This is a genomic window from Streptomyces sp. SCPE 10, from assembly GCF_051980735.1.
In the GTDB taxonomy this organism is placed as follows: domain Bacteria; phylum Actinomycetota; class Actinomycetes; order Streptomycetales; family Streptomycetaceae; genus Streptomyces; species Streptomyces misionensis.
On the sequence record NZ_CP197069.1, the window covers coordinates 7,640,852 to 7,655,571 of the forward strand.

Consider the following 14,720-nt stretch of genomic DNA (forward strand, 5'->3'; position numbering starts at 1 on the left):
CCGGCCCGGGTGGCGGCATACCGTCGGCACAGAGCCCCGGTTCGCTTCCTCCGGGCGTCCGGGGCTTCCGTTCCCTTCGTACACACGCTGCCCTTCCGGGAGGCACCCCATGACCGAACTCCGCCACGGCGACGAATACGGCGACGAGCCCGAGCCCCCTGATCGGTCCCCGGCCGGACTCCTGTACGTCCCGGTCCGGCCGGGCACCTTCGGATGCGTGACCCGCCTCTTCCGTACCCCGCTCGGCGAGCACACCGCCGTCGCCTTCACCTCCGCCGGCCGGCTGACCACCACCCTGGGCCCCGACCAGGCGTGGATCCGGCTGGCGGAACCCGCCCTGCGCACGCTGACCGCGCCACTGGGCGTCACCGCCCTCACGGTGGACCCGCAGCTCACCGCCCCGTCCCCGGCCCAGGCGCCGGCACCCCGTCCCCACAGCCGCACCAGCGGCCCGCGAACCGTCGGCACGGTCCACGCGACCACCGCGGCGGCACCCGTCTCCGTACCGGCGAAGTGGATCCGCTGAGAGGGCCCCGCACGATGACCACCATCCACGAACCCGCCGTCGCGAACGCCATGGGCGACCTGTCCCTCTGGCCCGCCTCCACCACGCACACCGGCCACGGTGACCTGGCCGTGGGCGGCGTCCCGCTCACCGAGATCGCCGAGCGCTTCGGGACCCCCGTCTACGTCATGGACGAGGCCGAGGTCCGCGACCGCTGCCGTACCTACCGGGCCGCCTTCCCCGACGCCGACATCCTCTACGCGGCCAAGGCGTTCCTGTGCCGCGCCATGGCCCGCTGGGCGGAGGAGGAGGGCCTCGGCCTGGACGTCTGCTCCGCCGGTGAACTCGAACTCGCCGTCACCACCGGCTTCCCGCCCGAACGGATCGTGCTGCACGGCAACGCCAAGACACCCCGCGACCTGGAGACCGCCCTGCGCCTGGGCGTCGGCCGCATCGTCATCGACAGCCCCTCCGAGATCGCCCGGCTGGCCGCCGCGGTCGGACCCGAGGGCCGCCAGAAGGTGATGGTCCGCGTCGTCCCCGGCATCGACGCGGGCGGCCACGCCAAGATCCGCACCGGCACCGAGGACCAGAAGTTCGGCCTCTCCATCCGCGACGGCTACGCCCAGCACGCCATCACCCGCATCCTCGACCAGCCCCAGCTCGAACTGACCGGCTTGCACTGCCACTTGGGCTCCCAGATCACCAGCGTCAAGCCCTATCTGGTGGCCGTACGCCGGATGACCGGACTGATGGCCCGCCTGCACCGGCAGCACGGGCTGGTACTGCCCGAACTCGACCTGGGCGGCGGTCACGGCGTCGCCTACCGGCCCGGCGAGCAGGCCCTGGACCTGACCTCGCTGGCCCACCGGGTGCGGGTGGAGCTGACCGACGCCTGCGCGGCGGCGGGGCTGCCCGTGCCACGCCTGATCATCGAACCGGGCCGGGCCGTCGTCGGCCCGGCCGGAGTCTCCGTCTACCGCGTGCTGTCCGTGAAGCACACCGGCGAGACGCTGTTCGTGGCGGTGGACGGCGGCATGAGCGACAACCCGCGCCCGGCCCTGTACGGCGCCGGCTACACGCCACGCCTGATCGGCCGCCCCGCCACGGTCGAACGGGTCCGGACGACCGTGGTCGGCCGCCATTGCGAAGCGGGCGACGTCATCGCCGAGGACGTGTCCCTCCCCACGGACGTCCGCCCCGGCGACCTGCTCGCCGTCCCCGTCACCGGCGCCTACCACTTCTCCATGGCCTCCACCTACAACCTGATCGGCCGCCCACCCGTCGTCGCCGTACACGACGCCCACGCCCGTCTGCTCGTCCGCCGGGAGACCCTGGAGGACATCCGCCGCAGGGACGTCGGCCTTTGACCCGACCCGGTTCACCCGGGGACGGGCCGGGCGCCGGTCGCGGTCAGGGAGAGGTCCCAGAGCCGGGCGGCCGCGTCGGGATCGATCGCGTACGCCCGCACTCCGCCGTCGTCCATCGGGCGGTCGGCGGCGGAGACGGCCGCGATGTCGCAGTCCTCCAGGTAGAGCCCGCCCCGGCCGTCGAGGAGGGAGGACGTGGCCGCCCACAGACCGGTCGCGGCGCCCTGGGAAGGTGTCTTGAAGCCGGCGCCGATCACCTTGCCGTCCGCGTCCACCCAGCCGCGGTCCATCTGTTCCCGAAGCGTCATCTCCCGCTGGAGACCGGTGATGATCTTCCCCGGATGGAGCGCGAACGCCCGCACGCCGTCCGCCCGCCCGAGCGCGTCGAGATGGACGGCGAACAGGGAGTTGGCGGTCTTGGCCTGGCCGTACGCCAGCCACTTGTCGTAGCCGGTGCGGAAGTGCGGGTCGTGCCAGCGGATGCCGGTCAGGGTATGCCCCGCCGAACTGTTGACGACGACGCGCGCACCGCCGGCGGCGGCCAGTAGGGGGTGGAGCTCGCAGACGAGAATGAAGTGGCCGAGGTGATTGACCGCCAACTGGCCCTCCCAGCCCGGTCCTACGTGGCGCTCCGGGGTCGCCATCACACCGGCCACGGCCATCAGCAGGTCGAGCCGGTCGAGCGAGTCGCCGATCCGCGCGGCTGCCGCGCGCACGCTGCCCGGGTCCGCCAGGTCCATGGGGACGACCTCGCAACCCGCCACGCCCGCGAGCGCCGCACGGGCGAGGTCGGGCCGCCGCGCCGGTACGACGACCCGGGCCCCGGCAGCCGCCAGACTCCGGGTGGTTTCCAGCCCGAGACCCGAGTAGCCCCCGGTCACCACGGCGGTGGTGCCCGAGAGGTCGAGGCCGGCCATGACGTCTTCGGCGGTGCTGAGGGCGGAGAAGGGCGAGTCGATCGGCCGCTGTTCGGTGGTGGTCATGCGGCCGACGCTACGATTTCGAGTGAGGTCTAGATCAAGTCGTACGGGGGCGGGGCATGGCGGCGGAGGAGTGGCTGAGCATCGGCGAGGTGGCCGAGCGCACCGGGCTCAGTGTCCACGCACTGCGCTTCTACGAGCGTGAGGGTCTGCTCGTCGGACCGGTCCGGCGCACCGCGGGCGGACGGCGGCGCTATACCGGTCTCGACGTCGACTGGCTGCTGATCTGCGTCAAGCTCCGCGAGTCCGGCATGCCACTGGCCGAGCTGGGACGCTTCGCCGAGCTGGTACGCCAGGGCCCGGGCAACGAGGCCGAACGGCTGCGCCTCCTCGACGCCCACCGGCAGCGCGTCGACGCCCGGATCGAGGCGCTGGAGGAGTGCCGCTCCATCATCGCCTGGAAGACCGGCGTCTACGCCGAACACCTCGCGCGGGGCGAGGCGGGCGGCCTCTGGGATCCGACGGCCCGGGCCATGGCGACCGTCGCCGGCACCGGTGACACGGCGGACGACGAGCATGCGTGACCCGGAGTACGCGTTCCGCGCGGCCCGGCCCGAGGACGCCGCGGCCATCGAAGCGCTCGACGCATCCTTCACCACCCGCACCGTCTTCCACGTGGCCGTCACGAAGAACGGGTTCACCCTCCAGGAGATCCCGGTGGACCCGCCCCTCCACAAGGTCTTCCCGGCCGAGGACACCGAAGCCGCCGACGACCCCGGGACCGAGGAGGACCCCGGGACAGAGGAGGGCTCCGACAGCCGTACCTTCGTCGCCGCCGCCGCGGACGGCGGCCTGGCCGGCTTCGCCACCGTCGGCTACGCCGCCTGGAACCGGCGGCTGGTCATCGAGGACATCGCGGTCGCGCCGGCCCACCGGGGCCGGGGCATCGGCCGTGCCCTGATCGGTCGGGCCGTCGCGTTCGCCCGCGAGCGCGGTGCCGTGCACATCTGGCTGGAGGTCAGCAACGTCAACGCTCCGGCGATCCACGCCTACCGGCGGCTGGGATTCACCCTGTGCGGACTGGACACGGCGCTCTACGACGGCACCCCCTCGGCGGGCGAACAGGCCCTCTACATGAGCATGCCCTGCCGTTGAGCGACCGGCGCGAGCGACCGCGGCCGGGCCCGGCGAACGCGTTCGTTACGATCGCGGTGTGACACCGAGAAGAGAGCCGCTCAGCCGCCGGGAGCGCCCGGCGAAGCCCGCCCTGTCCCGGCAGTGGATCGTGGACACCGCCGTGCGGATCATGCGTGCCGAGGGGCTGGAGAAGGTGACCATGCGCCGCCTGGCACAGGAACTGGACACCGGGCCGGCCTCGCTGTACGTCTACGTCGCCAACACCGCCGAACTGCACGCGGCCGTGCTGGACGCGCTGCTGGGGGAGGTCGACCTGGCCGGCGAGACGGCCGGGGACGGCTGGCGCGACCAGCTCCTGGCGGTGCTGACGTCCTACACGCTCGTCCTGTTCGAGCACCCGCAGCTCGCCCGGTCGGCCCTCGTCGCCCGTCCCAGCGGCGAGAACTACCTGCGCCTGCTGGAGCGGATCGTCGACCTGCTCTCCCGCAGCGGCGCTTCCCGCGAGCAGGTCGCCTGGGGCGTCGACAAACTGCTCCAGGACGCCACGGCCACCGCCGCCGAGCAGTCGACACGGGAGCACGACCCCGCGGCCGAGGACGACTGGAACGCCCTCACCCGCGCACTGCACGCCACGAGCCGGACCACTCATCCGGCGATCAAGGCGCACCTGCCCGCCCTGCTCAGCGGTTCCGTCGCGGAGCGCATGCGCTGGGGCTTCGACGTTCTCGTCGACGGCATCACGCACACCCCCGTCCCGGGCCCGGCGGACCCGGCCCCGCCCACTTCCGTCTCCTGAGGACAGGAGCCCCGACGCCCTGAGGCCCTGAGGCCCTGAGGCCCTGAGGACGGGGCCGAGTGTCGCCCGCACCGGTCTCTGCCCCGCGCATCTCCGTTCCGAACTTGTTCGTAACGAACGCGTTCGTTATGTTGAAGGGGTTCGGCCGACGTCTTCATGGCGGAGCCTGCCGCGGGCTCCGTCATGGCCGCGCGCACACCACCTCGGGAGGCCCCTGATGACCACCAGCCACTTCCCTGTCGCGATCATCGGCGGGGGACTCGGCGGCCTGACGGCCGCACGGCTCCTCCACGTCCACGGGATCGACGCCACGATCTTCGAGGCGGAGGCGTCCGCGGACGTCCGCACCCAGGGCGGCATGCTCGACATCCACGAGGAGGACGGACAGAAGGCCCTGCGCGCGGCCGGCCTCCACGACGAATTCCGCAAGATCGTCCACGAGGGCGGACAGGCCATGCGCCTGGTCGGCCCCGACGGCACCGTCCACCTCTGCGAGGAGGACGACGGCGACCGGGGCCGCCCGGAGGTGGACCGCGGTGACCTGCGGGACCTGCTGCTGAACTCCCTGCCGGACGGGACGATCCGCTGGAACAGCAAGGTGTCCGGAGCCCGGCCGCTGGGTGGCGGACGCCATGAGGTGGCCTTCGCCGACGGTTCCGCCATCACCACCGACCTGCTGATCGGAGCCGACGGCGCCTGGTCGCGGATCCGGGCGCTGGTCTCGGCCGCCCGGCCCGCCTACACCGGCATCTCCTTCGTGGAGACCGATCTGCTGGACGCCGACGCCCGCCACCCGCGCAGCGCGGCCGTCGTCGGCGGCGGGTTCTTCATCTGCCTCGGCGACCGGCGCGGCTTCCTCGCGCACCGGGAGACCGACGGCAGCCTCCACGTCTACACCGCGCTCAAGGCCGACGAGGACTGGCTCGACACGATCGACTTCGGCGACCCCGAGGCCGCCAAGGCGGCGGTCCTCGCCCACTTCGAGGGCTGGGACGAGGACTTGCGCGGCCTCGTCGCCGACGCGGACGGCACGCTCACGCCCCGCCGCATCCTCGCCCTGCCCGTCGGGCACCGCTGGGACCGGGTCCCGGGCGTCACCCTGCTGGGCGACGCCGCGCACCTGATGTCCCCGTTCGCCGGCGAGGGCGCAAACCTGGCGCTGCTCGACGGCGCGGAACTCGGCCAGGCGATCGCCGCGCACCCCGGTGACATCGAGGCCGCCCTCGCTGCGTACGAGGAGGCCCTCTTCCCGCGCGGCGAGGCGTCCGCCGCAGGGTCCGCGGCCAGCCTGGACACCATGTTCGGCGAGGACGGCCTGGAGAAGACGGTCGCCTTCTTCACCGGCGGACCGGACGCCGAACAGCCCGGGACCGACGCGATGTGAACGAGTTGTTCACAACGGATCGTTGACACCATGTCATGAAGTCCACCATGCTCATCCCATGTCATCAGCTTCCGACCAGCACACCGACCCCTTCACACCGCCGCAGCCCGAGCAGGCGCGCGCGGCCCGCGTCTACGCGTCCCTGATGCGCATCGCCGAGCGGCACGCGGCCACCGAGGCGCAACGCCACCGCCAGATCCACCCGGCGGTCCTCGGACCGCACGAGGCCGTCAGGCTCGTGTCGTTCCTGCTGAGCGGGGCCGCGCACCCGGACGACGGCGAACCGGAGGTGGACCAGGCCGACGTCACCGCCGCACTGAGCCTCGTCCCACTGGTCCGGGCCGAGATGGACGAACTGGAGACCTCGCTGCTCCGGATGGCGCGAGGGCGCGGTATGACCTGGCAGGAGATCGCCTTCGGTCTCGGACTGGGCACGCCGCAAGCGGCCAGACAGCGCTACGAACGACTGGCGAGCCGCGCCGCGGACGACTCGGAGTGAGAAAGGCGAAGCGCGTGGCCGGGGCTCAGGGAAGGATGGAGTCGACGTAGCCGCCGTCGACGCGGAGGGCGCCGCCCGTGGTGGCGGAGGCGAGCGGCGAGGCGAGGTAGACGACCATGTTGGCGATCTCCTCGGGCTCGATGAGGCGTTGCAGCAGCGACTGGGGGCGGTACTTGACCATGAACTCGCGCTGCGCCTCGTCCCAGGGCAGCTCGTCGCCGACGAGTTCGCGGACGAACCCCTCCACACCGCCCGTGTGGGTCGGTCCGGCGATGACGGAGTTGACGGTGACCCCGGTGCCTGCGGCGTCCTTGGCGAAGCCGCGGCTCACGGCGAGCAGCGAGGTCTTCGTCATGCCGTAATGGATCATCTCGGCGGGGATGACCACCGCCGAGTCGCTGGCGAGGTTGAGGATCCGGCCCCAGCCCCGCTCCTTCATGCCGGGCAGGAAGGCGCGGATGAGCCGTACGGCGGACAGGACGTTGACCTCGAAGTAGCGCCGCCACTCGTCGTCGTCGATCTCCAGCGGGGCCGCGGAACCGAAGATGCCGAGGTTGTTGACGAGGATGTCGGCCGCGGGCACGGCCGCCAGCACGGCGGCCGTGCCCTGCTCCGTCGCGAGGTCCCCCGCGGCACCGGTGACATGCTCGCTGCCGGAGGCGTCACGCACCCCACGGACCGCGTCCGCGACGCGGTCCTCGCCGCGGCCGTTGACGACGACGTGCGCGCCCGCGCGGGCGAGTCCGACGGCGATGGCGTGTCCGATGCCCTGCGTGGAGCCGGTGACCAGCGCGGTACGGCCGGAGAGATCGATCTGCATCTGCGTTCCCTCGTCGAAGCGGTGGGTGGTGCGGCCGGGGCCGGAAACGGGCTCACCATCCTTGCCCGCCGACCGGCAGCCCGCATACCCGCACCGCCCGGCGGTTACGCCATCCGCCACGCCGATTCCCACGATCGCCCCGGGCACCCGCGGCCGCGAAGAACCCGTGCGGCCGGATCCCGCGCGTGCGGCGCGAGACCCGGCGGGTGCGTCCAGCGGGGCGACCGGTGCTCAGCTGCCCGCGGGCGGTGCGGCGGCCGGTGTCGGGAAGTGCGGCAGGACGTCCTCGGCGAGCTCGTGCAGCAGCTCGGCCACGGGCCGGTCGTTGGGGCGCAGGTTGAACGAGACGTGCGCGACGCCGAGCTCGGCCATCTGCCCCAGGTGGTCGACCAGGGCCTTGCGGCCGGTGCTCAGACCCAGCCGGATGGGGCGCGGCGGCGCGTCGGCGTCCTCCGTCAGATTCAGCACCATCGGTGTGAGGTACGGCTTGCCGCCCTCCCCGGTGAGCTGCCGCCAGGTCCGCGTCTTCAGCCTCAACGCGCCCAGCTCGCGCGGGTAGTTGAGGGAGGCGTCGGCGTGCTCGGCGACCCACTCGGGGGTCTGCTGGGCGCCACCGGCGACCGCGATCGGGATGCCCGCCGTGTGCACCGGCTTGGGCAGGACCTCCAGTTGCCGGTCCCGGCCGAGGCCGGCCTGGGGCAGTTCCAGCGGGCCGCCGCGCCACGCGGCCCGCAGGGTTTCGACGCCCTCGCGGAACGCCGCCCCACGGGCCTGGAACTCGCGCCCGAACAGCGGGTACTCCACGGGCCGGTCACCGCTGGCCAGTCCGAGGAGCATGCGGCCGCCCGACAGGACGTCCACCGTGGCCGCGGCCTTGGCGACCAGCAGGGGCTCGCGCAGCGGGAGCACGACGGCGCCGGTGCCGAGCACGACATGGTCCGTGACGGCGGCGAGGTGACCGAGGTGGGTGAAGGTCTCGAAGACCGTACCGGCGTCGCCGAACTGGACGGGGTCGTAGAGCGGGACGTCGCGCAGCCACAGGGCGGCGAAGCCGAGCTGGTCGGCGAGTCGCGCGAGCCGCGCGTGCTCGGTCAGGTCGGGGACGCCGAAGGGGCGGCCGGACTGCTGGTCGGCGTGTCGGCGCGCCGCGCCCCAGTCGTTGTCGAGGGGCAGTTCCAGGCCGAGGGTGAGCCGCCCGCCGGCCGGGGCCAGCCGGGCGAGCGCGGGGTGAGGGGAGGCCATCGCGGTTCCTTCCGGGGGCGGGGCCCCGTTCCGGGCGGCCCTGCCCGGAACGGAGCGGTGGGGCGGCGCCGGCTCAGTTGAGCTCGTCGGGGTGGGGGCCGGTGCGCAGGTCGCGGTCGAGCGCGGCGATCGCCGTCATCTCCTGCTCCGACAGCGCGAAATCGAAGACGTCGAGGTTCTCGCGGATGCGGGCCGGGGTGACCGACTTCGGAATCACGATGTTGCCCAGCTGGAGGTGCCAGCGGATGACGACCTGGGCGGGGGACTTGCCGTGCCGGGCGGCGATGTCGGTGATCGCCGGGTCGTCGAGCACCGCGCCCTGGGCGAGCGGGCTCCACGCCTCCGTGGCGATCTTGTGCTCGGCGTGGAAGGCGCGCAGGGCGGCCTGCTGGAGACCGGGGTGCAGCTCGATCTGGTTGACGGCCGGGATCAGCGTCGCCCCGTCCAGCAGGCGCTCCAGGTGGCCGGGCTGGAAGTTGGAGACGCCGGCGGCGCGGATGCGGCCCTCCTCGGCGAGGCGCTCCAGGGCCCGCCAGGAGTCCCGGTACAGGTCACGGTCGGGGGTCGGCCAGTGGATCAGATACAGGTCGACGTAGTCGAGGCCGAGCTTGGCGAGGCTGGCGTCGAAGGCGCGCAGGGTGGCGTCGTAGCCCTGGTCCGCGTTCCACACCTTGGTGGTGACGAACAGCTCTTCGCGGGGCAGCGCGGCGGCGGCCAGGGCGCGGCCGACGCCGGTCTCGTTCCCGTAGATCGCGGCGGTGTCGATGCTGCGGTAGCCGGCCTCCAGCGCCGAGGTCACGGCGGCGGTGGTCTGCTCGTCGGGCACCTGGAAGACGCCGAAGCCGAGCTGGGGGATCTCGACGCCGTTGTTGAGAGTGACGCTGGGGATGGGGGAGGAGGCCATGATGTGCGGATGCTCCTTGAGGTGGCGCGGGCCCCTGGGGGCCGGATGTGCGACGTGTCTGGCTGCCAGGAGGACCGGGGCCCCCTGGTGCACACCCCGACAATAGTTGCGGACGCGCCCTATCTGCAAACGCGGGTAGTGTGTTCCGACTGGATTGCGGCGTCGGTGTGCGCGGCCTTCGCCATGTCAGCCCCGCGTCAGGGCCCCGTGTCACTCTCTTTCACGTGAACGGCCCCGGGAAGGCAGGGGCCGGGAGCGAGGAGAGGTGCCCGGAGCGGCTGATCGGGGACCAGCGAGCCACGCCTCAAGGTCGGATCCCCAGGGGTCCACGCAGGTTCGAATCCTGCCCTCTCCGCAGCGCGCGGCACGCCGCTCACCGGGGAACACCCGGTGAGCGGCGTGATCGCGGTCGACCCCAACCCCACCGTCCGCGAGCGCGCCCTCGCCCACGGCGCGGGCCTTGGGTCGATCGGCGGTGAACTCCCGCTCGCGGGCCGCCGAGGCGGTGGAGCGGCTGGAGCACAAGACCGGCGGCCCGATCCGGCTGATCCTGCGCCCCTGACCGCGAGCCGCCACGGTGGGCCGTGACCCACGCATCGCCACGGCCCGACTCCGGCCCGGTTTGCACCAGTCCGACTGTGTGTATCGGCCATCTGTGTCACAGGTGTGTCTCAGCGAACTCCGAGGTGCAACTGGTCCGCCGATCACCCTGTCTGGATGGGCAGTAGGCCCGCTCACCAGGAGCGGGAGCCGCCCTGAGGGAGAATCTGATGCGCGTTCGGAAGTTCTCGATGTTCGCTGTCGCCGGTGTGGCCGTCGGTCTGTCGCTCACGGCCTGTAGCGGCGGCGGCTCGGACAGCGCGTCGTCCTCCTCCGGCCCTTCCGTCACGGCCAGTTCCTCGGCCGGTTCCACGAGCAGCGCCCAGCCGGGCTCCTCGGCCGGCAAGACCGGCGGGGGCTCGGTCACGACCACGGGGTCGGGCAGCTCGAAGAAGTCCGGCGTGAGCTGCACGAACCAGATCGACTACGCGGGGGACCCGCGCTCCAACGCGGAGATCAACAGCATCGGTGAGCAGACGGGGCACTGCCCGGCGCCGGAGAAGGGCAGCAAGCCCGTGGGCACGCCGAAGAAGCCCGGTGTCAGCTGCACGAACCAGATCGACTACGCCGGTGACCCCCGTTCCAACGCGGAGATCAACTCGGTCGGCGAGCAGACGGGTTACTGCCCGACGCCGCAGAAGAGCGGCAAGCCGGCCGGCACACCGAAGAAGCCCGGCGTGAGCTGCACGAACCAGATCAACTACGCGGGCGACCCCCGCTCCAATGCCGAGATCAACAGCATCGGCGAGCAGACCGGCTACTGCCCGCCGGTCCAGCACTGAAGCACCGGCCTGGCCGTACGTCCGGCGCGCGGACGTGATTCGACATCTCGATCCGCTGTGCGGAGCGCCTGCACCGGGACGTCTCGGCGGCACACGACGGCAGGCCCCGGGGGGTGACGGATCCGGACGGGCCGGAGAGGGCCTCGTCGCCGCGTCATCCGCCTACAACCTTTCATCTTCCCAGGTCGTCCAACTCGCCGCCCGATCCTGATCATTTGCCGCGGGCTGTTATCCGACTCTTCGGGAGATGTCATGAGTTCTGTCTCCGTCATGCGCGCGCTGCGCCGCGGGGCCTGTGCCGGAGCCGTGGGGGCGCTGGTCGTCGCCGGTCTCGGTACGGGGGCGGCCTACGCCGACGAGGCGCAGACCGACCAGTTGTGGATACAGGCGCCTTACGAGCAGGCGGTCACCGTCGCACCGGCCGACGGCCCGGCGCAGTACCGCTCGTTGGCGCTCGGCCTTTACCACGACAACAGCAACTTCACGGTGACCGACGGCCGGTTGACCGTCGACGTCTCCGGGCTCGCCGGGGTCGCCGAGGTGCTGTGGCCCGACAACTGCACCCCGGACGGCACCGGTTCGGTCGCGGTGTGCGACACCGGGGACGTGCCGACCCGTTACACGCCGCAGGTCCAGCTGAAGGTGCGGGCCGCGGCGGGTGCCGCCGTCGGCGCGCAGGGGGCGATCGAGTACTCGGCGGAGGCGACCGGCGGGCCCGACGGGAAACTCGTCGCCCCGGAGTACTCCGCGGAGACCTCCGTGACCGTCGGCTCCGGCCCCGACCTCGGGGTGAGCACCCCGCAGGACGTCTCCGGGGTCGAACCGGGGTCGAGCCTCACCGTGCCGTTCTCCGTCACCAACACGGGCAACGAGACCGCCCACGGCTTCAGCGTGCGGCTGTGGGCGACGTACGGCCTCGATGTCGTCACCCGCTACCCGCAGTGCACCTACACCGGGCCGGACGAGGACAGCACATACGCGTCCATGACCTATGTGACCTGCTCGTTCGACACCGAGGTCGCGCCCGGCGCCACCGTGGAACCGCCGGAGCCGCTGCGGCTCGCCGTCACCGACCACGCGCTGTACGAGCGGTTCGACTACGAGGTCGAGCCCGGCGCCGGCGCCACCGACCTCGACGGTTCGGACAACGGCCGCTCGCTGCACATCGACGCCGACAACACCGCCGACTTCGCCGTGCACGGCACCGAGGTGAGCGGCACGGCGGGCGACACCGTCACCGCCGCCTTCCGCTTCGACAACCGGGGCCCGGCCTGGGTCGGCAACGTCAGCTCCGGCGACCCGGTCGCCGTGCTCGACTTCTACCTCCCGGAGGGCACCACCGCCACCTCGGTGCCCGACATCTGCCGCAACGCCTGGAAGTCCGGCGACGACCCGGCCATCGGCCACTACGCCTGCACGCTGCCGATGTGGGCCAAGCCGGACCTGCGGGTCGGCTTCCCCTTCCAGTTGCGCATCGACCGGGTCGTCCCCGACGCCACGGGCCGCGTCGTCGCCCGGCCCGACTACGGCACGTCCTTCGCCTTCGATCCGGACACCGAGAACAACTCCGCCAAGGTGGTCGTGAACCCGTCCACCTGACGGGCATCCCGCCCGGGCCCGGTGCCGAACTCCCGGCGCCGGGCCGGAAAACCCCGAAGACGACGGCGGAAGCGGCAAAGTGACCCCATGACCACCTCATCAGATGCCAAGGCCGACCTTCACCGCTACCTGCAGACCGCCCGGGAGGCGTTGCTGTGGAAGCTCGAAGGACTCTCGGAGTACGACATCCGCCGCCCGCTCACGCCGACCGGCACCAACCTGCTGGGATTGGTGAAGCATGTCGCCGGTGTGGAACTGGGCTACCTCGGCGCCACGTTCGGGCGGCCCGCCGAGGAGCCGCTGCCCTGGCTCGGGGACGACGCCGAGACGAACGCGGACATGTGGGCCACGGCCGACGAGTCCCGCGAGTCCATGGTGGGCCTCTACCGCCGCGCTTGGTCCCACGCGGACGCCACACTGGAGGCGCTGCCCCTCGACACGATCGGCAAGGTGCCCTGGTGGCCGGCCGGCCGCGACGAGATGACACTGCACCACGCCGTCGTCCGCGTGCTCACCGAGACACACCGCCACGCCGGACACGCCGACATCGTCCGCGAACTCATCGACGGCGACGTCGGCGAACGCAAGGACAGGGACAGCATGGCTCCCGGCGACCCGGCATGGTGGCAGTCCTACCGCAACCGCCTGGAACGGGCAGCGCGCCAGGCCGACGACAGGAGCGCCGCCCAGGGCTGAGACCGAACCGGCGGCCCGGCACGACTGGCCGTTGATAGCGTGTCGTCGTTCGGTGGGACCAGTCAGGGGGAACGGTGGCCACAGAAGTCGTCGTCACGGCGGGGCTCCGGTACGGGCCCACTGGCAAGCTCATGGACGTCTACCGGCCCACGGGCACACCGGGACCCGCACCCGTGGTGCTGCTCTGGCACGGCCGGGGCCCCGACGAACGGGACGTCCTCGCGCCGGTCGCCCGCGCCGCCGCGGAGCTGGGCGTCCTTGTCCTGGTGCCGGACTGGCGCCCCGACGCCCCGGACGGCGGCCGTACGCATCTGATGGAGTCCGCCGCCTTCGTACGGCAGCGCGTGGCCGGCCTCGGCGGAGATCCCGGGCGGGTCGTACTCGCCGGCTGGTCGCGCGGTGGCAAGGCCGCGGTGGGCGTCGCACTGAACCCCGCCGCATTCGGCGACTGGCGGCCGCAGGCCGTCGTGGGAATCGCGGGCGCTTACGCGTCGGCCGCCCCCAGCACCGGCACCATCCCGCTGGACGACCTGCGCCGGGACGGCGGCCCGCTGCCACCGATCCCGGTCTGGCTGGTGCACGGCACCGCCGATCCCGTGGTCGACGTGGCGCGCTCCCGCGAACTGCACACGGCACTCGGGGAACAGGGCCTGCCGTCATCCCTCGCCGAGGTCCCGACCGATCACGCGGGCGTCGTCATGACCGAGTACGCCCCCGAACACGGGCGCTGCCTGCCCAGCACCGCCGCCCACGCCGTGGCGGCGGGCGCGCTGACCGCCGACGTCCTGGCCCGCGCGGCCACCACCTCCGCCCGGCACCCCGGCCACCGGCCGTGACCGGTCGAGGTCGGCGACATGCCGGGGGTCGTCCTCGCGCCGGGCGTCGTCCACCTGACGTACGTCGCCGACCACCGGGGCCGCCGGACATGGCGAAGCCCGGTGTGGCGGCCGACGGAAACGGGCCGGCTGGTTCCGCCAGGGCACGCCGACCGGCTGAACGACGACCGGGAACACGCACCGCGCGCGGACACCACGTAGGACAACGGAGGGCGACATGAAACGGGTTCTTGTGTCCGCTTTGGCCGGAGCCGCGCTCGCCTCGACGGCGGCGTGTACGAGCCCCGGCGAGCCGCCCCCGACCAAATCGCCCACCGCGCCGCGCGCCGCCTCTTCGCGGGCCACGACGGCCGGCCGCGAGGAGGTGACCGCAGGGGCGCGGCGCCGTCTGCTGGCGCAGCTGCCGACAAGGGACCACCCCGGCCCGGCTCCGATGTCCACGGCCGCCGTCGACCGGGGATCCGCGCTGTTCGTCTGGGGAGACCGGCGAGAGGCGGTTCTGCTTCGGCTCCGCCGCGGCGACCGGCGGAGCCGTCACGACGAGCTGCGCCTCGTCCCCCGGCAGCACCGCCTACTCCTCTCGTCCCACGGTCGTCCCTCTCGTCGTCACCGCGATCACCGACCAGCACG

At 72.6% G+C, this 14,720-nt stretch carries 16 protein-coding genes and 1 pseudogene; 13 read left to right on the forward strand and 4 right to left on the reverse strand.

Annotation, left to right across the window (positions count from 1 at the left end):
- Nucleotides 1–109: 109 nt before the first annotated feature.
- Together ACSP97_RS34650 and lysA are read left to right on the forward strand one after the other, a co-directional pair.
- Nucleotides 110–526, forward strand: a complete 417-nt coding sequence (locus tag ACSP97_RS34650; protein WP_355151107.1) for an SAV_915 family protein — start codon at nt 110–112, stop codon at nt 524–526.
- A gap of 14 nt (nt 527–540) precedes the next feature.
- Nucleotides 541–1,875: a diaminopimelate decarboxylase gene (lysA, locus tag ACSP97_RS34655; protein ID WP_440555844.1), complete on the forward strand. Its 1,335-nt coding sequence runs from the start codon at nt 541–543 to the stop codon at nt 1,873–1,875.
- 11 nt (nt 1,876–1,886) lie between these two features.
- Here the strand turns inward: lysA and ACSP97_RS34660 are convergent, their stop codons facing one another.
- Entirely contained in the window at nt 1,887–2,858 is a 972-nt protein-coding gene (locus ACSP97_RS34660; RefSeq protein WP_440555845.1) for an SDR family NAD(P)-dependent oxidoreductase, read from the reverse strand.
- Between the two features lie 56 nt (nt 2,859–2,914).
- Between ACSP97_RS34660 and ACSP97_RS34665 the strand changes: the two genes are divergently transcribed.
- From ACSP97_RS34665 to ACSP97_RS34685, 5 genes are all read left to right on the forward strand, one after another.
- Nucleotides 2,915–3,379: a MerR family transcriptional regulator gene (locus tag ACSP97_RS34665; RefSeq protein ID WP_355325795.1), complete on the forward strand. Its 465-nt coding sequence runs from the start codon at nt 2,915–2,917 to the stop codon at nt 3,377–3,379.
- Nucleotides 3,372–3,950 carry a GNAT family N-acetyltransferase gene (locus tag ACSP97_RS34670; protein ID WP_440555846.1) on the forward strand — a complete coding sequence of 193 codons (579 nt, stop codon included), beginning with the start codon at nt 3,372–3,374 and terminating at the stop codon, nt 3,948–3,950. The genes ACSP97_RS34665 and ACSP97_RS34670 overlap by 8 nt, the downstream gene beginning before the upstream one ends.
- A gap of 58 nt (nt 3,951–4,008) precedes the next feature.
- Entirely contained in the window at nt 4,009–4,728 is a 720-nt protein-coding gene (locus tag ACSP97_RS34675; protein WP_355524472.1) for a TetR/AcrR family transcriptional regulator, read from the forward strand.
- 217 nt (nt 4,729–4,945) lie between these two features.
- Nucleotides 4,946–6,112 (forward strand): FAD-dependent oxidoreductase, encoded by a 1,167-nt coding sequence (locus ACSP97_RS34680; RefSeq protein WP_440555847.1) that lies wholly within the window; start codon nt 4,946–4,948, stop codon nt 6,110–6,112.
- Between the two features lie 58 nt (nt 6,113–6,170).
- Nucleotides 6,171–6,611, forward strand: a complete 441-nt coding sequence (locus ACSP97_RS34685) for a DNA-binding protein (RefSeq protein WP_355151095.1) — start codon at nt 6,171–6,173, stop codon at nt 6,609–6,611.
- Between the two features lie 25 nt (nt 6,612–6,636).
- Here ACSP97_RS34685 and ACSP97_RS34690 read toward each other — a convergent pair whose 3' ends face one another.
- The 3 genes from ACSP97_RS34690 to ACSP97_RS34700 form a co-directional block, all read right to left on the reverse strand.
- Entirely contained in the window at nt 6,637–7,431 is a 795-nt protein-coding gene (locus ACSP97_RS34690; RefSeq protein WP_355524468.1) for an SDR family NAD(P)-dependent oxidoreductase, read from the reverse strand.
- A gap of 231 nt (nt 7,432–7,662) precedes the next feature.
- On the reverse strand, nt 7,663–8,673 hold the full coding sequence (locus tag ACSP97_RS34695) for a TIGR03571 family LLM class oxidoreductase (RefSeq protein ID WP_440555848.1): 1,011 nt from the start codon (nt 8,671–8,673) through the stop codon (nt 7,663–7,665).
- A gap of 73 nt (nt 8,674–8,746) precedes the next feature.
- Nucleotides 8,747–9,577, reverse strand: a complete 831-nt coding sequence (locus tag ACSP97_RS34700; protein WP_440555849.1) for an aldo/keto reductase — start codon at nt 9,575–9,577, stop codon at nt 8,747–8,749.
- 259 nt (nt 9,578–9,836) lie between these two features.
- Here ACSP97_RS34700 and ACSP97_RS34705 point away from each other — a divergent pair.
- The 6 genes and pseudogenes from ACSP97_RS34705 (at nt 9,837) to ACSP97_RS34730 (ending at nt 14,291) form a co-directional block, all read left to right on the forward strand.
- Nucleotides 9,837–9,932: pseudogene (locus tag ACSP97_RS34705) on the forward strand.
- A 415-nt stretch (nt 9,933–10,347) separates the two neighbouring features.
- Nucleotides 10,348–10,959, forward strand: coding sequence for a hypothetical protein (locus ACSP97_RS34710; RefSeq protein ID WP_440555850.1), 612 nt, complete (start codon nt 10,348–10,350; stop codon nt 10,957–10,959).
- A gap of 252 nt (nt 10,960–11,211) precedes the next feature.
- Complete coding sequence (locus ACSP97_RS34715; RefSeq protein WP_440555851.1) at nt 11,212–12,558, forward strand: hypothetical protein; 1,347 nt, start codon at nt 11,212–11,214, stop codon at nt 12,556–12,558.
- An 87-nt stretch (nt 12,559–12,645) separates the two neighbouring features.
- Entirely contained in the window at nt 12,646–13,254 is a 609-nt protein-coding gene (locus ACSP97_RS34720) for a DinB family protein (RefSeq protein WP_440555852.1), read from the forward strand.
- A gap of 74 nt (nt 13,255–13,328) precedes the next feature.
- Nucleotides 13,329–14,090, forward strand: coding sequence for an alpha/beta hydrolase (locus ACSP97_RS34725; RefSeq protein ID WP_355325770.1), 762 nt, complete (start codon nt 13,329–13,331; stop codon nt 14,088–14,090).
- An 18-nt stretch (nt 14,091–14,108) separates the two neighbouring features.
- The gene (locus ACSP97_RS34730; protein ID WP_355325767.1) at nt 14,109–14,291 is read left to right on the forward strand and encodes a hypothetical protein; all 183 of its coding nucleotides are present in this window, start codon (nt 14,109–14,111) and stop codon (nt 14,289–14,291) included.
- The last annotated feature ends 429 nt before the right edge of the window (nt 14,292–14,720 follow it).